Raw genomic sequence first — 20,016 nt, 5'->3', positions numbered from 1 at the left:
TCCGTTTGCTCTATTGAAGTGATTCACTGAGCCTGCAAATTAATTACCAGTGCTTAGGGCGATTTACAGCTTTCTTCTAAGGTATTTGGCAAGCGGTAGATACGTGATGAATCAACGTCAAGCCCATCCCCCACTATCAGCCAGCCACTTTCAACAGTCACTAACTTCCATTGTATTTGTTGCCAACTTAACCAGCGTGGTGGCTGCGTAAGAGCTTGCTTAGCATCTTCTGGCAAAGTTTGGGCGAGTTGTAATTCCAACTGCTCAAATGAGTAAGCGCTTAGCGCTTGCTCCACACACTGCAGAACAGCATCGCTTACGGCTATAGCAACAGCATCAGACATCTCATCACTCGGCAAAGATGAGAATGCAGCTGGCTGCTCTTCAAGAGCGTAATGCTGCTCAGCAGACTTAGCGGCAATCTCTGTTTGCCTTTGTATTTTTTCAGCCTGCATAGTTGGTTTTTGCATGGCCTTCTGTTTGGCTAACTCTCTGCGCTCTCGCTCAACTGCTTGGGTATCTAGCTCTCGCTTACGCAATAGCTTTTCTGCTAGTTGCCGTTTTTGCTGGTCGAGCTCTTCGGTCGCCGGGTCATTAGCCTGTTGCGACGGGCTAATTAACTGCACATTGCTTTGATAACTTATTTCACTGGGTGGCACGCTAATTTCGGTAACCAACCACCAGCCTAGCACTCCCACACAAGCCAAAGACGCAGCGCTCGCCCACCAAGGTGCAGCCGCCCAAGAGTAAGATTTAGCCTTACGGGATTGCTTTGCCTGCTGCTTAGCCAGATTTTGAATACGTTTATCAAGCAGTTCAGAGGGCTCAAATTGGTTTAGCGCTTGCTGATAAGCTTGCTCAATTTGCTGATCGCTGGGCGCATTACCTTTAGGTGTATCAACCATGATGTTTCTCCCAGCACTCTCGCAATTGTTGATAAGCAACCCGTATGCGGCTTTTTATGGCATCAAAAGATGCATCAAGTACTTGGCTCATCTCGGCCACAGCCAGGCCCGATTGTTTTAGCATAAATACATCTTGTTGCTTACTAGGCAGTAACTCCACACAGCGTAATATCACTTGCTTATCAAGGCCTTGCTGATGCACTTTCTCGGGGTTTGAAAGAGATTCCAACTCATCTACTTCTTGTTCGTCGTTATGGCTTTGCTTGCCTTGCAAGCGCCAGTAATCGGCAATTCGGCGGCGTGTAATGGTATAAAGATAGCCTCGAAAGTGCGCGATATTTTGCTCGTCATCACTAGGTACCTTGTATTGGCTAGCTTGACTAATTATCGCTTCCCAAACTTCTTGAAATACTTCGTTACAGGCAGCCTCTGCCATTTTTTGCCGAATAAAACCAAACAAGGGTTTGCGATAGCGTTGATAAAGCTGGTCAAACGCGGCTACGTCACCACGCTGACCATAATCAAGCATCAGTTGTTCATCACTGACTAAGCTCTTCATTGTTCGCATCAATCCTTGCGGGTAGGGTTACCGGTAATGGTTGCACTGCATACTCTAACTCTGGCAATTGCTGCGGCTGTGGCGTAACGGGCGATTGCAAGGCTAAGGTATTGGTTAATCGCGCTAATTTAACAAACTCTGCGCGATAACCAAACTTATCTTGTCCTTTTGCAGCATTAGCCCAATCAATAATTTGCTGATAAGCAAGCTCATCCAGTTGCTCATTGGCACGTAGTTTTTGGCCAAAAGCTGCTACAGCAATCGCAAAGCGGTCGTCATTGTTAGCTTGCTCAAAATCAACCAAATCTTGGCTAAACACTCGCTGTGCATACTTTTCGGAAGCTTGCGATTGCGCTTTTTTGTAACGTACTCGCACTTCGGCCAGCGCTTCATTCACCTGTGGCTTAGCCATTTTGTTTTGCTTCTGCTGCTGAAATACCAAAGGGTCAATTAAACCTGGTTTACCCACTGGGGTTATCTCGTAAATAGCCGTTACACTGTGCCCCGCGCCCATGTCGCCAGCATCTTTTTTGTCATTGTTAAAATCGGCGCGCTCAAGTTGGCGGTTCTCGTAACCCAGTAAGCGATATTCCGACACCATACGAGGATTAAACTCTACTTGAAACTTCACATCATGCGCCACCGTATGCAAACTGCTGCCTAATTGATCTACCAGCAGTTTTTGCGCTTCGTGCAAGGTGTCAATATAACCCGCTACACCGTTGCCGTTATCGGCCAGTTTCTCCATTAAATGGTCGTTGTAATTGCCGGTACCAAAACCAATGGTAGAGAACTGCACGCCTGCTTTGCGCTTTTGAGTAATGCGATGTTTAAGCTCATCAATGTCGGTGATGCCTACATTAAGATCGCCGTCTGACATTAAATAAACATGGTTAATGCCGCCTTCAATAAAACCTTGCTGCGCTTGGTTGTAGGCCAACTCTATGCCAGCAGAGCCATTGGTTGAACCACCCGCTTGTAAGCCGTTAATGGCCGCTACAATTTTGTGTTTATCTTTTACGCTAGTGGCAGGTAAAGCCACTCCAGTACCACTGGCATAAGTCACAATCGCCACATTGTCGCTGGCTTTGAGGTTATTAAGCATCAATAACATTGATTGCTTTAACAGGGGCAGCTTTTCTTGCGATTGCATCGAGCCAGATACATCAACCAAAAACACTACATTAGCAGCTGGGCGGATACTGGTATCCGCTTTGTATGCGCTTACGCCAATGCGAATTAGTTGATTATTGCTGTTCCAAGGAGAAGCGGTAAGTAAGGTATCAATCGCAATAGGCTGCTCAATGCTCAGTGTGGCATCGTTGCCAGTCGCGTAATCGTAAGAAAAGTAGTTAACAAGTTCCTCCACACGTACCGCATCTTTTGGTGGAAGTTGGCCATTGTTGATAAAACGGCGCATGTTGGCGTAACTGGCACTGTCGACATCGGCACTAAAAGTAGAAACCGGTTGCTCTGCTACGGCCACTACCGATAAATCGGAAAACTTTTGGTAGTTTTCAGTGTTACCCTGCTCGTAGTAATACGAAGAGTCGGCAAGCCCCTGCGCCGCCGCAAAGTTTGATGTCCTAGCCATTTGCATTTGGCTAACTGCGCGCTTTTCTCGCTGATGCTTAGCGATGGGGTGCACTGCCTTAATAGATTGGTCTTGCTGCGGTCGTTGGGCTGGCTTGGTTTGCTTAACAGACTCATTCTGCTGTTGCGACTCTACTCGATCAACATTGGCCTGCTCATCAGCACTATATTGGCCACAGGCAACTAACGAAGAAAGGGTTAAGCCCACAAGCACTGCACGAGCAATAGGTGAATATGAAACATGTAACTTTTGCATTTTGAATACCTTGTTTAAATCAATCTCACACAGGTAATCGCAGCAAATAAAAAAACGAGGCTAAAAAAGTTTAAATTTTTTAGCCTCGTTAGTTTTTCTGATTCTAGATAAGGCTACATGCCTTAAAAAAGCTCAGCTTTATTCGACCCACTTCCCCAATACAGGCTCAGTTTCTGAGCTTATTCTTTTGGCTTAGCAACAAAGCTATATATTTGCTCACCAGAATCGCGAAGAGCATCTAGCGCTACATCACTGGCCCAAAACTCACCAATCTTGCCTGCGGGTATCCAACCCGTAAACATCTGGTGGGCTTTAAGGCTTTTACCATCGTGTACGTATGACGATGGGATATGAACTTCTAAGTCTTCAGCTAAATCGTTATTCAGCACAAATACGCTTTCTAGCTCCAGCATATTTAGCTCTTCGGTGCGGGCTTTTAGCCGCTTACGTAAGTTGTCGTCTAGCTGTAAACTAATATAACCCTGTTCGTTATTAGCAATAATCACCATGCCGGTTTTAGACTCAGGAGACTTTTTGTCTTGTATTGTATCTAGCACCACATCAACCTTGTAGTTGGCAGTATATTCCAAACCTAGATCATCATTCGCCTTACACGACACCAGCTCATGGTTCTGCTTAAACAAATTGAACATCAATCCATTAGCTTCGGCTAAACCGTCGCTTTCCACGCCCGTTTCGGGATGAAAACACCCATCCATTAAAGTGACATACATATTGGCACTAAGTACCTTGCCGTTGGAATCTGGGTTATTAATATCTGATGCGTTTAATTGGGTCACTAGCTCAGCCTTACAGCCAACTAACATTAATATTGGTAGCACTAGCAAGCATTTTAGATTCATGATTTGTCACTCTTTACTTAGGGTGCGCGCAGTGTAAGCAAGCACTATGAGAAAAATAGACAATTTACGAACTACCTACCTATTACCGCCACTAGAAACAACTAATCCTTAAGACAGAGAAACAGTAATCACCTAGTTAAATACCCTAGTAAATTAGCTATTTACCAAAATTTGTAGGGCTTAAGTGACTACTTTCTATGACTGACATTGAATTGTCTTATTAATGTCGCATATTTATCCGCGATCAAATATCAACAAAACATAAAAATATAGTATTCAGCAAAGTAGTGGCTAGGGTGTTGAAAAGTCTGGTTATTGAGACGAAGTGATTATGCCAATCACACCAAGTAAGTGACCATCAATAACGCCGTAAGAATACTCGAGAACAAGGCAGATTTTTTCGATAAGTCGTTATTCTACAAACAAAAATTCTAACGCAGTTATCGAGTATCTTAACCAGATAGTATGAACAGTTACTTAGTACGATTGGTATTCGTTCAGGCAAGGCAATCAAACACTAGCAACAAGTTATGGATGTTTAGGAGTAATAACTTAGATGACGGATCAACGCGTTAGGTTTGCCGACAGCGACAACCTTATATCAACCACCACAGCCGACAGCCACATTACCTATTGTAACGACAGCTTCTGTAAAGTAGCGGGTTACCAACAAGACGAGTTACTAGATAAACCACACAATGTGATTCGCCATGCCGACATGCCCAAGCCCGCTTTTGCCCAACTATGGCAACATATTCAAGCAGGTTCTAGCTGGATGGGATTAGTAAAAAACCGTTGCAAAGAGTCTGGCCACTACTGGGTATCAGCATTTGTTACTCCCATAATGGATAAAAATGGCGAAGTATTTGAATACCAATCAGTACGTACTCAGCCTAACGATGAGCAAATATCTCGGGCCAGCAAGCTTTACCAAAAACTCCAACAAGGCGAAGCAAAAGTAAGGCGACTGGCGCTTTGCAGCTGGCAGCAACTTGGCATCTTAGCCACCCTAGGAAGCTTGGTATTAACAGCTTGGGATGTGATTAGTTCAGCCACTTTACTCGCCACCGCCATTCCACTTTTGGTGATTAGTTTGCTGCTTAGTATTAAGTTTAAAGCTAGGTTAGCTACGCTTAAGCAAATTGCCCAACAAAACTACCACAACCCCTTGATGGAAATGCCCTACACCGGCCACTGCGACGATTTATCTTCCATCGAGCTAGCCATGCTAATGAAAAAGGCAGAACTGCGCGCTGTAACTGCCCGCGCTAACGAAACCTCCGACAGCATCCTAGATTCCGCCAAACAAGAAGTCGCTAACAGCCAAGCCATAGACGAAGAACTAAGCGAACAGAGCAATGCCACCGACGCCATGGCGGTATCGGCCGAGGAAATGCTTGCCTCAATTGATGAAGTCTCGCAACAAGCCAAACAGAGCAGCGAGTTTACTCAAGATGCCAGCATTACCGCGATGCAAGGGGCAAAAACCATTGATGAAGCGGTTGCCACCGTTAACTCATTAAGCCAGCAATTAGACGACTCTCGGCAAGCCCTTGGCCAGCTATACAACGATGTAGAAAGTATCGAAACAATTTTGGGGATGATTCAAGGCATCGCCGAGCAAACCAACTTGCTGGCGCTAAATGCAGCCATTGAAGCTGCTCGAGCGGGTGAACACGGCCGAGGTTTTGCTGTGGTGGCCGACGAAGTGCGCGCGCTATCGGGTAAAACCAGCAGCTCGGTAGACGACATTCGAAGCAAAATAGAAGTACTACAAGCCACAGTAAACAAAACCGGAAACTTAATGGAGCAAGGCATAGCCGCTTCTGATTCCAGCGTAGCTAAATCGCAACAAAGCAAACAGGCTTTTCAAGCCATTGTTAACGATTTACATGCCATTGGTGAGCAAAGCACTAGCACTTCACAGGCAATAGCCGAGCAAGTTCAGGTTACCCAAGGCATGACCGAACACGTACACCGAATGAAAGAAGCGGTAGATTCTACCAAGCTATTGTCCGACAGCTCGGTGGGGCGTACTCAAAAACTGGTAAGTAGCTTAGAAAGCTTACAGCGCTTGGTTAAACAGTTTAGCCAAGCCTAAGCACGCTTAAGTGCCAAGTACCTAAACGCTAAAACAAAACAGCCCGCAAAAGCGGGCTGTTTAACATCAATGTACTGTTTAGCTTAAATGCTAGTTAACCAGTTGTGCTGGTCTTGAGCTTTACCCCATTGAATATCGTTAAGCGCTTGGCGCAACTTCAAGGTGGTTTCACCGGCTTCGCCATTACCAACGGTGTGTTCTTTGCCGTTGTGGATAAGCGTACCTACTGGCGTTAATACCGCAGCAGTACCCGATAAAGCCGCTTCACAACCTGGCTTAGCTGCACGCTCTAATAGCTCGTCAACAGTAAGCTCACGCTCACTTACTTTTAAGCCCAAGTCACGCGCCAAGGTTAGAATAGAGTTACGAGTAACCCCATGTAAAAAGCTACTGTCGAGCGCTTTAGTAATTAGCTCGTCGCCGTCAATTAAAATAAAGTTGGCAGCGCCGGTTTCTTGTACGTCGCCACCTGGGCAAAACAGTACTTGGTCGGCGTCAACTTCGGTGCGCGCTTGGCTAATGGGCCCTAAAGCACTAGCGTAGTTACCGCCCGATTTAACCATACCCATATGCGGCGCACAGCGCATGCCGTTTTCTTCTAGCAATAAACGCAAAGGCTTAGCACCCACCGCAAAGTAATCGCCCACTGGCGATAGCAATACGTAAAGCAATGCCGAGCTAGTTGGCGCTGCCGCTTTACCAATGGCAGGCTCGGTGCCAATAAAGGTTGGGCGAATATACATAGATCCCGGAGCAGCTGGCACTTCATCGGCAAATTTTGCCACAATGTCTTTAACCATTTGCTCTAATAATTCGGGTTTAAAAGCAGGTAAGCTTAGTAACTCAGCAGATTGCGCCATACGCTTAATATTGGCGTCCATGCGGAAAATATGCACGCTGCCATCTTCGTGACGAAAGGCTTTAAGCCCTTCAAAACAAGTGCTTGAGTAATGAAGTACGTGCGCGCCAGGGTGCAAGCTAATACTGTCAGACGAGACAATTTCACTATCACCCCATTGCTGATCTTCGTATTTTGCTAATGCCATTTGTGGCATAAAAACCGTACCAAAAGCTGCCATGTTGTGTTCCTACTTATGTTGGGGCTTTAAGCCCTATTCTTTATTTTGATTGTCTGTTCTTTAGCGAAGTAGAAAACTGGTGGGACTGAACGAGTTCGTGCTTTTATCAAACCGAGGTACCTGAACGACCAATGCCAATTTTTCCATAAACTGGATTCGCAGAATGGTAAAAGAGTATGTGGTCTTATGGCACTGCGATCAAGCTTAAGAAACCCTCAATCTGCAAATATTCTGCAATAAATGTGTATGCGAAGAGATTTTGGCTGCCAACAAAGCAAATTTGTAAACTGGCTTTGCTTAAACTTTCCCATAGCCCGCCAGCAATCAGTAGAAGGAAAAGCTAAGCTTTACATAAAGATGAGCGCTAATTTTTGCTTGTAGCTTTACTCGGTCAATCACAGCTACCGCAAAACTACTTGTGACTCAGGCATTACCGAAAATTAGGTGATGCACTTTTGGTAACGCCCGCTTAAGCGGACAAAAACTATTGGTTATAATGTGGAGCGAAGCGGAACCTAACCAACTGTTTTAGTTACGTTTAAAGCTCTTGTTAAGTGCCTTTTTGAGCAAGACGATTAATACTAGATAATTCAGCTTGCCACCAAAGTAATGCATCTGACAATTGATCAAAAAGTTCATGACCGTCTGGAGTAATGTGAATAGTATTATCTATAACATCGTTCTTCTCTTCAGAATCGGTATCTATCCATTCACATTGATAAGTTATGAAATTAAGTTCATATTCTTTTAAAACAAGGTTTCTAGATTCATTAATAAACGTCCAAAAAATAGTTGGTTCTGGCTTGTTTTGATTAATTTCACTCCACCATTTATCAATTACAGCCTTATGAGTTATTGATAATTTAGAATCCACTTTATGGAGTACATGACCGATCATTCGAAGTAGACAAATAGTAGAAACCCAATGCACTCGCAATTCTTCATTATTTGAAGCTTTTTCCATTAAACTTAGTGATATCCAAGCGTCATCAAGAACTCTTTGGGATTTCATAAAGGCTCCATTGGCACTTAACGCCTTTAGCAGCGGCGGCCGTTAGGCCGTCCAGCCCGCGGGGCGTTGCTGCCTAAACTTGTTAAGGGCTTTTAATTTAAAGCAGTGAAGCATAACTTTTTAATACCTTCTCTATGCCATCTTGCTCAATGTGTTCGCCGTTCACTGCATCGTGGTATATGCGATACAGAGCGCCGTTTTCACCTTCCGTTGATCTGATGTAGTAATAATCGCCACTACCTGACAAGCACATCGCAACTGGCACGTAGCTTTCCTTTGCAGCCGCGATTCCTGGGTAACATTCAGTTGCTTCAGATATGCATTGTTCAATGCTCATTATTCTGAGATCAGCACCTAGCTCAGATAAATCATCGACTTCCAATATTTCAAAGTCACAGCCAATTATCTTATTTTTAGCTATGAAATCTTTCCAATACTCTGGAATCATGAATGGCCCTTAACGCCTCAAACACCGGCGGAGTTTTCGCCGTCCGTGTGATTTGACTTGTTAGCTGTGAATGCCAATATAGGTGCGATAATTGTTGCAATGACACCCACTATGGAAACCACACCAAGTAACTTAAATGTACCTGCATTGAGATCTAGGCTAGATATCATGGCAACTACAATTAGTGCAGCAATCACGCTTGCTGACATTGAAATAGCTCTTGCGGCTGAAATAGTTGAATTGTAGGTATTTACCAATAGCATTAGAGAACAGTGTGCAAAGCAGAGGCCAATGACTAACAAACTGAAACGAAACTGGAGAAATTCTCCAGCTTTAGGTGTTGCCCAGGTGGTAACAACAGCATAGAGCAACCCAATAAACGTGACACCTAAACCAAGCCTGCCAAAAACAGAATACTTACCTTCAACGATTGAGTTACAACATAAACCGATAATGCTATATACGGTAAACGCAAGAGTAGTAAACAGTATTTTAATTTGTAGTTCGTCGAACTTACCGCTCAACAATACGCCAATGCTCAGTAAACCAGCAATTACAATCGAGATAATTAGTCCATAAATAAAGTATTTCTTCATTCAGTCTCCTTTGCAGCTAACGTTTTTCGGTTGCGGTGAGGTTACGAATCCGCAACCCGTGTTTGTTAAGTGCTTTACCAAGGTGGTGGATTTTCTTCATAGCCAAATCTAGTTTTCACCTTTCCTTGTTCAAATATAATGAAACATGACTTCCAATCTTCGCCGCGACCCTTCATTTCTCTATGTAAATCATCAAATAAGAAATGTATTTTATGATCCTCGATTGAGCAATCTTCATGAAGCCCTTCATCATCGTGAAAAGTTAAGCTGCATTCCTTCATTCCAAGACCATCCCATCTCAAACATGAGTATTCAAATCTCAGATAATCAAAACCTTTCGAAGACAGGTCAGAATCAATTATTTCAAAAATCTTTTGTAGCAATTCAACGCTATTTTGATCCATATAAGCACTTAACGCCCGCAACACGGGCGAGGAGCGCAGCGACGAGTCCAGCCCGCTTGCGGGCGACCGTGCTTGCGATTGTTATGAGGCATATCGCCTAGTACTACGACCTTCACGATCCGGATTGTGCTGCCCGCACCAGCCTTTAATTTCCGAAGACCATTCCCGCCCGAGGTCGTCAGTAATACTCACACGACAAACGAACGGCTCACCCCAAGTGTATATATGTTCTACGTGCCATTTAGTCGGAGAAGTATTGAAGTTGATTAAAACTATTGCTTTTTTAGCCTGAACCTTTTCAAATCCTTTCCTTTCTAATTGAGTAAATAGAAAATCACGATATGATTTTGAAGCTCTTTCCGAATACTCAAAATATGGCCATGACTTGCCAGAAAGTAGATCCAACTCAAATCTGAAGTCTTCTCTCGCTGCGGCACACTGATAGAACAGACCCAAGGCCCAATACCCGTCAATATCATTATTCCTAGAGAGAAAGCTATTTATCAATCCCCCAGCAATACCTTTAAACTCTTTCCGCCTAGGCATGATTATGTTTTGCCTCATAACGAATGACATGGATTCCCCCTCCCGAGGATCTGCCACACTTACGTGGTACTTAAATACACTGGAGGCACCATGTCTGATTATTCATATTTCTGCGGTATCGACTTAGCTAAAAACCACTTTAGTCTTCATGCTGTTGACCAAAATGGTAAGGTCATTCTTCATAAATCTGTAACCCGCTCTAAACTACTGACTACCTTATCAAAGATGCCACTCATGCGTATAGGTGTTGAAGCGTGTGGTGGTGCACATTACTGGGCACGAACACTCAATAAAATGGGACACGATACCCGTATTATGGCCGTTAAATATGTGATCCCATATCGAACTAAAGGTAAGAACGACCTGAATGACGCCGTCGCTATATGCGAAGCAGTCCAGCGCCCTTCAACTCGCTTCGTACCCGTTAAATCACCTGAGCAACAAGCCATATTGTCTGTGCATAGGATGAGAGAGCATTGGGTTCGCGAGCGTACGGCGCTTATGAACCGCATGCGTGCCTTGCTTTCTGAGTTTGGGGTAGTCATACCGGTTGGCCGTTCTGCATTGATGAAGCACGTTCCGTTAATGCTAGAAGATGCAGAAAACGAACTGCCGTACCTTGCGAGAACAGTGATCGCTGATGCGTATCACCACCTGGACGAATTGAATCAACGTATTACCGATACAGAACAAATCTTCGATTCATTTGCTAAGGTCAGTGACAATGTTCAACGAGTAATGAAGGTTCGAGGCATTGGACCTCAAACCGCTACAGCGATACTCGCTTCAATAGGAAATGGATCTCAGTTTGACAAAAGCCGCGACTTCTCTGCTTGGCTAGGTTTGGTTCCTAAACAATATTCTACAGGTGGAAAATCTCGGTTAGGCCGGATCACTAAACACGGTGACAAATACTGACGAACGCTATTAGTCCACGGCGCGAGAACGGTGATTGCCAACCTTGGCGATAAGCAAGATAGGTTAAGTCAGTGGTGTAGAGGCGTCCTAGAACGGCGAGGAATGAATCGAGCGATCGTGGCTCTCGCGGCAAAAAATGCTCGAATTATATGGTCGCTTTTACACAATCAAACAGAGTATGAAAACTATGCAGCTTAAATAGCACCCCAAGCAGCATAAAGAGTTAACCCCACCGGGTCATTGCAGACGCTAATGATGGAGATAGGTTAAGACCACTTGCGGAGAGCCTGTTAATGCGGCGGACACACTAGATGTCATCTAACGAATAAGGCACCGCAGTCGCGCAAAGTCATCAGGGCCACGACGTATGCGAACCGTCGATAAATAGGCCGAATGTAGAGCGGCAGTCCAAAGCCCATCAACATAAGTTTAGCGGATGTTTGACAGCCGGGGGAATCCATGTAGCCCTGTTAAGGTGTGAGCAATGCAATACCGATGCTTCCGCATACCACCTTAAACACTAAACGCAACGCATAGCAAAAATGCCAAGCGTTGCGAATCACTCTTAAACAGTTTGTTATATCAATTTACAAGCACTTGATTAACTAAGATATGGAATCTAGCCGCTTTACTTGTGGTATCTTCATCAACAACAGCGAGTCTATGTGCGCTTGAATTCTTCCAAAACGATTTAAAGTACTCGTTATTTCGTTTACTTTCGATATGGAGCGTAAGTTGCGCTTCACTTATATCCCCGTTTTTAAACAGCATTTCCCAATTAGAAAGTATCAAATTCACATAGCTTAACTGCTTGAAACTCGGGTTATTAACTTCTTTGGTTGGTTTCCATACTTGCTGAAGTTCTTCATCCGACATAGCCATTTCCATCAATTTAACATGCAGACTACGTATTTGAGAGGAAACACCTTTAGCTACTTCTTCTCTATGAAGTTTCAACTCTTCTCTCTGAATTGAAATCATCTCATTCTGTTGGTAAAGCGTATACACCAAGCACACAAGTGCTAGTCCAGAAAAAAGGGAAGCAAAAACACCAAAACTACCACCAAAGTCGGAGGTGTTTTTTACAGCCAGATTTTCAAACAATTGTGGATAACTAACTATGGCTATTCCATAAGCAATAAACAAAAACACTAAAAATGTGCTTCCGATGAAAAGTAGATTTTTGTTCATTAATCCTCCATTGATATAACGCAGAGTGAAGGGGCAACTTTGCGGCGAAGCCGCGCTTAAAATTGTCCCGCTTGCACGTTTTGTTAGCAGTTGATCAGTGAGCCATAACTTGATGAACGATTTCATGCACACGCTCCATTGTGATACCAGACTGCTGCTCTATTGATAGTGGATGCTCAGTGGGCTCAAGTGAGATTAGCGGAACTTGGCCAACAGCTTGATACTGGACGCTAGTTTTAAGATGCAGGGTATCTGGATAGCATGGCAGAGAGGTTGATAGCCAACCAAAATATGGCTCACAGTTTTCCCGACCTTCAGTTTCCCAGTTCTCGCTCATATGCTCAAAACTCGACTCACTCAAAGATACCCATACAGACCAAATAAACACCTCTTCGCTATCAGTAATAGGAAGCTCAATGTGACCACGAACAAAATAGTGCTCTCCATCGACGATGCATTGGTCTGCATTCTCGGCCACCCGCTCATCAAATTCTTTGGGGGGCACAATATGTGCGGCTGGTGAGCCGCTACCAAAGCACATTGGCACTTCGCCTAGATCACAGTTGCATACTTTACATTTACTCATGACTTAAGACTGCTAACAGATAATTAGACTCCCTCCGCTCTCTGCTACGCTTTAGAGTCAGCATTAATATGTTAGGAGTCAATATATGCTTCATACTACCGTTATTGGTGTCGATTTGGCAAAAGACGCCATTCAAGTTTGTGTTGTTGCTCGCCAACAGGTGCTTTCTAACAAAGAAATGACACCGTCTCAATTTGCTACTTGGTTAGTCAAAACGAAGCCATCTACGGTTGTGTTTGAAGCATGTTCCACTTCTAATTATTGGAAACAAAAAGCGGAATCTCTAGGTCATGATGCTCGCTTGATTAGCCCACGCCTGGTATCCGCGGTTCGGCAAAGCCACAAAACTGATAAGAATGATGCCTTGGCCATTGTGCATGCAGCCATGCTACCTAACGTAAAATTTGTACATGCTAAAACCCCTGAACAACAGCAGCTGCAAACCGTTTTACGTTTGCGTGAGCAAACGATTAAGCAAAAAACCGCCATGAATAACCAACTTCTTGGCTTATTGCTTGAATTCAATATCCGGCCTTCTCCTAGAATGGGCGGCTTAAAATCTGCTGTAGCCAGTGCGCTCGAAGATGCCGACAATACGTTTACAGCACCTTTACGCGATGCTCTGCATAGTGCTTGGCTACTTTATCAAGCCGTCATTAGAACAATTGAACACTACGATGACGCACTCACCGCCTTAGTCGAGCGCATACCTGAATGTAAAAAACTCATGAGGCTTGAGGGCGTAGGGATAATTAATGCCATCAATTTATATAGCGCTATTGATTTAGCCGATGACCACATATTTAAGTCAGGAAAAGATGTCGCTGCCTGTATAGGGTTAACCCCTGTCCAGCACTCCTCTGGAGGGAAAACTAAGCTTGGGGCAATTAATAAACATGTAAGAAAAAGTACGCTACGTAGCCAACTCGTTACTGGTGCATTCACGTATATAAATAATGTTTGTAGAAGAACACCACGCACAGAAAAAGACGCTTGGATACAAGCTCTCGTCGCTCGTAGAGGAAAGAAATGCGCTGCAGTAGCGCTCGCCAATAAAACAGTTAGAACTGCCTATTCAATACTCACCAAAGGAACTGATTATCGAGTTAAAGCACTCGTTGCCTAGTAAATTCAACAACACATTGCTTAATCAGAGTCGAGATAGTCAGTAATAAGCTGAGAGATTTAATCTCGCCTAACAGATTTGACACTCGATACGCGTAATTATCTTTGAGCCATTTATAGAGCTCGTACATAAGTCAGCAATGATCTAGCCATGTGGGGTTGACAGGAGGGTCTACATAAGTTTATTAATAGGAATATTTCCTTGTTTAAACACGAAATTTTCCTCTTATCATACATTTGATAAAAATAAGGTTATCACCTTTCCTAAGCTACATCAGCCACCTAGCTCGAAAAATAACAAAAACATCAGCATGAAAGGAAACAAGCTATTGTGGAAGAAGTAACTGCAAGATAACTGCATAATTGAGCAGAAAATAGAGATTGCAAAGAGCTCACCTTATCTCAGCTATAGAAGAAAAAATGCGAACCAAACGTTTTAGGGAGTCCACTATTCGCAGCTACCGACAGTGGGTAAAACGCTTTATTTTATGCTTTCACAAAAGCCGGTGAAAACTCTACATCTGAATGTTGTACTAAGGTAGGCGTGGTTAAACTTAAGCATTGCTCAATGCTGACTTGCACAAAACGTTGTGCGCCCGGATAAGGTTTTACCTGCGACACATCCCAAATGATTGATGCCTTACCTTTAATCCAAAAACTACATCCGGTTTCAAAATCTGGTATGTACAAACCCACTCTTGGATCGGCCACTATATTGCCAAGGGTATTGAATAAATTGTTGCCCGAAAAATCGGGGAACACTAGGCTTGGCATTTTACCGTTACTGCTCTTAAGCACATGGATAAAGCCCGGCTTACCGCCGCGGTGAGAGATATCGACTCCATCGCTGTCTTCACTATTTAGCGCGGCAGCTCTAGAGGCAATAAAAAAGGTATCGCAATGCCTTAATACCTGCTCAAGCACTGCATCATTTGCCGCCAGCTCGTGAAAGTCTTCAGCTTTGGGCACAAAAGCATGGTTAAACACACTTGGTTTCAACTCGCGCTTTTGAATGTACTTGGGACAATTGCCAAAGCTTTGCTGTACCTCAAAACGCAGCGCTTGCTCTCTTGAGTACGCAACCAAACCATTCACACGATTACGCCTACGAGTAGTAAACTCCAAGCCCAACAAGCCTATGCTGTCGCCCACCGACAACCGAGCAACTTGCGCGTATTCGATTAGCGCCCTTGCCTCGATGGACAAGGTGGTAGCATTGGGCGAGCTAACAAAACCCTGCTCGCCCAAAATAGGAGTTGCCCAGGGGTGCCCTTGATTGTCTAGCACGCCGGCATACAACAAAGCTTGTTGGCTAAAAAACTCTCGGTGCTGCTCGGGCATATAGTTTCGAATGGCTTTATCACCAATGGCTCTTGCGATATCGGCCACGCCAACCTGTTGTTGTACGCTTAGCTCACCTTTGTGAAAAACAGCCATAAACTCACCCTCTCATGCTTTGGGCTTTAGCTACCACTGCCAAAGCCCCCTTTGCAACACCACCAACTCACCCAATAACCAACATCATTAAACCGGAGCAATACACTTCGCCCCTGCTTTGTTATAAACCCAAGTCACTCAAGCTTGGATGGTCGTCTGGTCTGCGCCCTTGCGGCCAATGAAACAGCCGTTCTTCTTCGCTTATTGCTAGGTCATTAATGCTGGCATGACGACTTTGCATTAAGCCATTTTCATCAAACTCCCAGTTTTCGTTGCCGTAAGCGCGATACCATTGGCCAGCTTTGTCTTGCCACTCGTAGGCAAATCGCACCGCAATACGGTTACCGCTATAGGCCCATAACTCTTTAATCAAACGGTAAGCTTGTTCTTTTTCCCACTTTTCGCTTAAAAACTGCTGAATTTGCTCGCGGCCCTTAATAAAGCTATCGCGGTTTCTCCACTGGCTATCTTTGGTATAGGCTAAAGCCACTTTTTCTGGGTTGCGTGAATTCCAACCATCTTCAGCCATGCGCACTTTTAGTGCAGCCGTGTCGGCATTAAACGGCGGTAGTGGAAGGCGTTGCTCTATGGTCATGCTGTTTTCCTATGTTTGAGTCGTAATTGATTGAATGCGTTCTGTTTAAGCAATTTTTAGGCTAGCTCGGCGTTTACATCGCTAAACACCGAGCTATTTGCACTAACTTAAACGGCTTCTTTTAAGGGAGTTTTTTGCATTGCAACAAATCCATCAAGCGCTTCTACATTCGCTAACCAGCGCAAAATATTTGGGTATGCATCTAGCTCAACCTTGCCTTCTGGTGCATGAGCGATGTAGGAGTAACATGCTACGTCGGCAATACTGGCTCGCTCTCCCACCATCCACGCTTTACCTTCAAGCAAACCATCAATAATCGACAACATTTGATGGCTGGCTTCAATGACTGCCTCTTGATCAAACTTGGCGCCAAATACCGTAATTAAACGAGCGCGAGCTGGCCCTTCGGCGAGGTTGCGTGCAGCTAGCGCCAACCATTGTTGAATTTGCGCTTGTTGTTCGCTGTTTTTGGGGTTCCAGCTCGGCGCATAGGTGTTGGCAAGGTGAATGATAATGGCGATGGAATCTCGAATCACCAGACCTTCATCGTCAAGTACCGGTACTTGAGTAAAAGGGTTAATCGAGCGAAAAGCGTCTTGTTTGTGCTCTCCTTGCGCTAAGTTTACTGGAATTTTTTGATACTGCAGTTTTAGCAAAGCCAGCATCAATCTCACTCGATGGGCGTGACCAGATAACTCGAAATCGTAAAGCTTTAACATAACCTTATCCTTAGTTGATTAAACATTCTTGGCTGACAACCCTGATGACTCTGCCTTAGCAAAGTAAACAAGTCTGTCTACTTGCCATTTAAATTAGGAGACAGATCTGTCTATGTCAATAAAAATATCACCCCAAGAGCAGCTGAAAACTTGGATAGCCAGCTAATAAGTTGTTTTAAAAAGAGAATTTAAATTTGAAAAATTTGTGAACCAGAGAGTTTGCCGAATCAGGAGACAGAGCGGTATACTTAACACGAAGCAATCAGGAAACATTATGGCCAGTACTAAACGCGATTTACTTATCGACACCGCCCAAGGGCTGTTTTACCAACACGGTTTTAGAGCTACGGGTATTGATACCATTTTGGCCGAATCTGGCGTGGCCAAAAAAACCTTGTATAACCATTTTAAATCGAAAGAAGATCTTATCGTTGCTTGCTTGTATCGGCGTGATCAGCAGCTATTGGAGCTATTAGAAAACAGCATTGAACAGCTTGCTCCCCAGCAAAAGTGCCAACCACAGTTTGCCCGCATCATGGCCTTTTTTGATGCTCTTGATAGCTGGATTAACTCAGATAACTTTTTTGGCTGCATGTTTATTAATGCCTCTGCCGAATACCACCAAGCGGATAATCCGGTACATATTGCCTGCACCGAACATAAAAATTTGGTGATAAAACTTATCGAACAACAGTTAAGTGAGTTAGCACTCACCCAACCTTTAGAGACGGCCAAACAGCTAGCTATTTTAGCCGATGGCGCGATAGTAGGCGCTCACACCACTAACGATTCGGCATCAGCCAAGCAAGCTAAAGCAGTGGCTGAAGTACTGTTAAACAGCTATGCCGTAGCGGCATAGCTATAGCGCTGGGCTAAGCTTGTAAATATTGCCGCTATCACCACTAAAATAGATGTTTCCTTGGCTATCGCTAAGTAGCGCGCGCACCCGTTCGTTCAAGTCTTCAAGTAAACGCTCTTCGCCAACGGGCATACCGTTTTCATCCATAATGATGCGGTTAATATGCTGTAGCTTTAATGCACCGCTTAGTAAGTCACCTTGCCAAGCCGGAAAAGCAGCACCGGAGTAAAGCATTAGTGAACCAGGCGCAATAGAAGGTACATACACTTTTAAGGGTGAGTTTATGCCTTCTTTAATTTCTGCTTCACCAACCTTTAGCGGCCCCCAATATTCCTTACCATGAGAGGTAATCGGCCAACCATAGTTAGCGCCTGCTTCAATTAGATTTAGCTCATCACCACCACGCGGGCCGTGCTCTATAGCCCATAGGCGCTGGTGCTTTGTATCATAAGCGAGGCCTTGAGGATTGCGGTGACCGTAACTATATATAGCGTCGGCTACTTTATTATTAGCTACAAAAGGGTTGTTGCTTGGTAGGCTACCATCAAGATTTATTCGAATGATGCTGGCTGCATGGTTAGCGGTATTCTGGCCATTGTCACGCTCCCCCCTATCACCAACAGAGAAATACAGATAAGAGTCATCGAACGCAATTCGACTGCCGTAATGACGATTAGTAGAACCCGCAGAGTCGGTAACGAGCACATCTTGCCAGTTACTCATCATCACTTGGCCAAATTCATTTTGCTTTATTTGCGCTTTGGCTAGGGTTGTTACGCCGCTGCCATTGAGTGGTTTGCTGTAGGTTAAATAGAAGCTTCCATCGGGACCACGCACAACATCTAACAATCCGCCTTGACCCTGCGCCCAAATTGCCGGTAAACCTGCAATACTTTTCCAAGCTTTCTTCCCTTGTTTAGCTTGAGTGAGGTTAACACTTACTAACTCACCATGGCGCAAAGTAACAATCAATGTATCTGCATTAAGCCAAGCCATGCCCCAAGGCACACCTGGCAGTTTAGTGAGAGTCTCTACTTCTAAGTTGTAATCTTGGCTGGTGAGCGTAGATAACTGCTCTGCGTTTACCACAGGCAAGCTTCCACCCATTAAACTAAATGCAATAAACCTAAAAAGTACTGCGAATTGCGAAGACTTTTTCATAACAAACCCCACCATTTCCAAGAACTACTAGTCATTCTTTACTAGAGATTATGTGAATTAAACACAACTTATAATAACTAATTAATCAATATGGTTTTATCGAAGCTATCTTTTTGTTAATTTAAAGAAATTATAAGGAGTTAGCATGATCAACATAACCTTTCGTAATCTAAAAAGTAATTACTCACCGAATTCTTACGATGCTCATGATTGTACAATGTATTTTCCAAATACATGTGCAATTAGAATGAGTGAAGCATTAGTTAAAACAAATAGCTTATTCTTATCTAGGTTTAAAGGCTCAGCAAAAAATAAATGCCCACATGGCTATTTACGAGGAGCTCAAGACTTAGCCTCAGTGCTCTCAAAGCCTAGTGTTTTAGGCTCAAGAACTAAGGGATGGAATGGTACGCCTAACGCTACTATCCCAGACAACATAAAATCAGAAACCGGTATTATTTGCTTTATGAACATTCCAGGTTTTGATGGGCAAGGACACATAGATTTATGGGATAAAACGGATGCTGTAGGAAACCACTATTGGGATGCTGAAACCATTTGGTTTTGGAGTTTAACTTAATGAAAAGAATCACACTCGGACTTATCACGTTTAGCTTCAGCTTAGTTAGTCACGCAGCTGCATTAGAAGTCTTTGATTCTAAAGTGGAATTATTAAGCAACTGCACACTGATAGTTGAAGTTAATGGAGAAAAACAAACAATTGAGCCTGAATTCTCTCAAGAAGGCCATTGTTCAATAATGACACATGGAAGAACTAACGTTCCTAAAATCTTATACGTCAATGGTATGTACGTTTTCTTCATAGAAAACAGCCTTAAATCAGAATCTTCATGTAATGCTCAAGCGACTTCAATTGGTATAGATAAACAAAATAACCTTTATCAAACTGACTACATAAAGCCGTTTTCAAGATGCGATTTGGCACTTGAAGCTAAAAGCTTTGAGATATTTTCATCCAAGATGAAAAGTAACTAAACGACAAAGGCTTAAAACCTGAAAAAGCCGACTAAGGTCGGCTTTCAAGGCTGCAATTTTACCTATT

The 20,016-nt window shown here is 43.8% G+C and carries 21 protein-coding genes and 1 pseudogene; 6 read left to right on the top strand and 16 right to left on the bottom strand.

Annotation, left to right across the window (positions count from 1 at the left end):
• Positions 1–53 precede the first annotated feature (53 nt).
• The 4 genes from OAG1_RS06215 to OAG1_RS06200 form a co-directional block, all read right to left on the bottom strand.
• Entirely contained in the window at positions 54–905 is an 852-nt protein-coding gene (locus tag OAG1_RS06215) for a hypothetical protein (protein WP_338624939.1), read from the bottom strand.
• On the bottom strand, positions 898–1,464 hold the full coding sequence (locus OAG1_RS06210; RefSeq protein ID WP_338624937.1) for a sigma-70 family RNA polymerase sigma factor: 567 nt from the start codon (positions 1,462–1,464) through the stop codon (positions 898–900). The genes OAG1_RS06215 and OAG1_RS06210 overlap by 8 nt, the downstream gene beginning before the upstream one ends.
• On the bottom strand, positions 1,445–3,313 hold the full coding sequence (locus OAG1_RS06205) for a VWA domain-containing protein (protein WP_338624935.1): 1,869 nt from the start codon (positions 3,311–3,313) through the stop codon (positions 1,445–1,447). The genes OAG1_RS06210 and OAG1_RS06205 overlap by 20 nt, the downstream gene beginning before the upstream one ends.
• Before the next feature lie 179 nt (positions 3,314–3,492).
• Positions 3,493–4,113, bottom strand: coding sequence for a hypothetical protein (locus OAG1_RS06200; RefSeq protein WP_338624933.1), 621 nt, complete (start codon positions 4,111–4,113; stop codon positions 3,493–3,495).
• 619 nt (positions 4,114–4,732) lie between these two features.
• Here OAG1_RS06200 and OAG1_RS06195 point away from each other — a divergent pair.
• A complete protein-coding gene (locus OAG1_RS06195) occupies positions 4,733–6,277 on the top strand; it encodes a PAS domain-containing methyl-accepting chemotaxis protein (RefSeq protein WP_338624931.1) in 1,545 nt (514 codons plus the stop codon).
• A gap of 83 nt (positions 6,278–6,360) precedes the next feature.
• Here the strand turns inward: OAG1_RS06195 and OAG1_RS06190 are convergent, their stop codons facing one another.
• From OAG1_RS06190 to OAG1_RS06165, 6 genes are all read right to left on the bottom strand, one after another.
• Positions 6,361–7,356 (bottom strand): branched-chain amino acid aminotransferase, encoded by a 996-nt coding sequence (locus OAG1_RS06190; RefSeq protein ID WP_016404026.1) that lies wholly within the window; start codon positions 7,354–7,356, stop codon positions 6,361–6,363.
• Positions 7,357–7,906: 550 nt separating this feature from the next.
• Positions 7,907–8,368 carry a hypothetical protein gene (locus OAG1_RS06185; protein ID WP_338624928.1) on the bottom strand — a complete coding sequence of 154 codons (462 nt, stop codon included), beginning with the start codon at positions 8,366–8,368 and terminating at the stop codon, positions 7,907–7,909.
• Between the two features lie 97 nt (positions 8,369–8,465).
• A complete protein-coding gene (locus tag OAG1_RS06180; RefSeq protein WP_338624926.1) occupies positions 8,466–8,816 on the bottom strand; it encodes a hypothetical protein in 351 nt (116 codons plus the stop codon).
• 17 nt (positions 8,817–8,833) lie between these two features.
• Positions 8,834–9,412 (bottom strand): hypothetical protein, encoded by a 579-nt coding sequence (locus OAG1_RS06175; RefSeq protein ID WP_338624924.1) that lies wholly within the window; start codon positions 9,410–9,412, stop codon positions 8,834–8,836.
• Between the two features lie 74 nt (positions 9,413–9,486).
• On the bottom strand, positions 9,487–9,816 hold the full coding sequence (locus OAG1_RS06170; RefSeq protein WP_338624922.1) for a hypothetical protein: 330 nt from the start codon (positions 9,814–9,816) through the stop codon (positions 9,487–9,489).
• An 81-nt stretch (positions 9,817–9,897) separates the two neighbouring features.
• The gene (locus OAG1_RS06165) at positions 9,898–10,392 is read right to left on the bottom strand and encodes a hypothetical protein (RefSeq protein ID WP_338624920.1); all 495 of its coding nucleotides are present in this window, start codon (positions 10,390–10,392) and stop codon (positions 9,898–9,900) included.
• A 60-nt stretch (positions 10,393–10,452) separates the two neighbouring features.
• Here OAG1_RS06165 and OAG1_RS06160 point away from each other — a divergent pair.
• Positions 10,453–11,478 (top strand): annotated as a pseudogene (locus OAG1_RS06160) (IS110 family transposase).
• A 384-nt stretch (positions 11,479–11,862) separates the two neighbouring features.
• On the opposite strand, the gene OAG1_RS06155 reads toward OAG1_RS06160, so the two are convergent.
• The gene (locus OAG1_RS06155) at positions 11,863–12,597 is read right to left on the bottom strand and encodes a DUF6082 family protein (protein WP_338624918.1); all 735 of its coding nucleotides are present in this window, start codon (positions 12,595–12,597) and stop codon (positions 11,863–11,865) included.
• Positions 12,566–13,057: a DUF2199 domain-containing protein gene (locus OAG1_RS06150; protein WP_338624916.1), complete on the bottom strand. Its 492-nt coding sequence runs from the start codon at positions 13,055–13,057 to the stop codon at positions 12,566–12,568. The genes OAG1_RS06155 and OAG1_RS06150 overlap by 32 nt, the downstream gene beginning before the upstream one ends.
• 85 nt (positions 13,058–13,142) lie before the next feature.
• On the opposite strand from OAG1_RS06150, the gene OAG1_RS06145 reads away from it, so the two are divergent.
• On the top strand, positions 13,143–14,183 hold the full coding sequence (locus OAG1_RS06145; protein WP_338624914.1) for an IS110 family transposase: 1,041 nt from the start codon (positions 13,143–13,145) through the stop codon (positions 14,181–14,183).
• 485 nt (positions 14,184–14,668) lie between these two features.
• Here OAG1_RS06145 and OAG1_RS06140 read toward each other — a convergent pair whose 3' ends face one another.
• From OAG1_RS06140 to OAG1_RS06130, 3 genes are all read right to left on the bottom strand, one after another.
• Positions 14,669–15,619, bottom strand: a complete 951-nt coding sequence (locus tag OAG1_RS06140) for a pyridoxamine 5'-phosphate oxidase family protein (protein WP_338624912.1) — start codon at positions 15,617–15,619, stop codon at positions 14,669–14,671.
• 121 nt (positions 15,620–15,740) lie between these two features.
• A complete protein-coding gene (locus OAG1_RS06135; protein WP_215426505.1) occupies positions 15,741–16,208 on the bottom strand; it encodes a nuclear transport factor 2 family protein in 468 nt (155 codons plus the stop codon).
• A 113-nt stretch (positions 16,209–16,321) separates the two neighbouring features.
• A complete protein-coding gene (locus OAG1_RS06130; RefSeq protein WP_338624910.1) occupies positions 16,322–16,933 on the bottom strand; it encodes a glutathione S-transferase in 612 nt (203 codons plus the stop codon).
• 274 nt (positions 16,934–17,207) lie between these two features.
• Between OAG1_RS06130 and OAG1_RS06125 the strand changes: the two genes are divergently transcribed.
• Positions 17,208–17,792, top strand: coding sequence for a TetR/AcrR family transcriptional regulator (locus tag OAG1_RS06125; protein ID WP_338624907.1), 585 nt, complete (start codon positions 17,208–17,210; stop codon positions 17,790–17,792).
• Here OAG1_RS06125 and OAG1_RS06120 read toward each other — a convergent pair whose 3' ends face one another.
• Positions 17,793–18,953: a PQQ-dependent sugar dehydrogenase gene (locus OAG1_RS06120; protein ID WP_338624905.1), complete on the bottom strand. Its 1,161-nt coding sequence runs from the start codon at positions 18,951–18,953 to the stop codon at positions 17,793–17,795. It abuts the gene before it with no gap.
• A 145-nt stretch (positions 18,954–19,098) separates the two neighbouring features.
• Between OAG1_RS06120 and OAG1_RS06115 the strand changes: the two genes are divergently transcribed.
• Both OAG1_RS06115 and OAG1_RS06110 read left to right on the top strand, forming a co-directional pair.
• On the top strand, positions 19,099–19,533 hold the full coding sequence (locus OAG1_RS06115) for a T6SS effector amidase Tae4 family protein (RefSeq protein ID WP_338624903.1): 435 nt from the start codon (positions 19,099–19,101) through the stop codon (positions 19,531–19,533).
• Positions 19,533–19,949, top strand: a complete 417-nt coding sequence (locus tag OAG1_RS06110) for a hypothetical protein (RefSeq protein ID WP_338624900.1) — start codon at positions 19,533–19,535, stop codon at positions 19,947–19,949. Before OAG1_RS06115 ends, OAG1_RS06110 begins: the two co-directional genes overlap by 1 nt.
• Positions 19,950–20,016: the final 67 nt, after the last annotated feature.

The organism is Agarivorans sp. OAG1 (assembly GCF_037076485.1).
GTDB classification, from domain to species: Bacteria; Pseudomonadota; Gammaproteobacteria; order Enterobacterales; family Celerinatantimonadaceae; genus Agarivorans; species Agarivorans albus.
The sequence above is the reverse complement of the archived record's forward strand: the minus strand, read 5'-3'. Positions and strand labels throughout refer to the sequence as shown.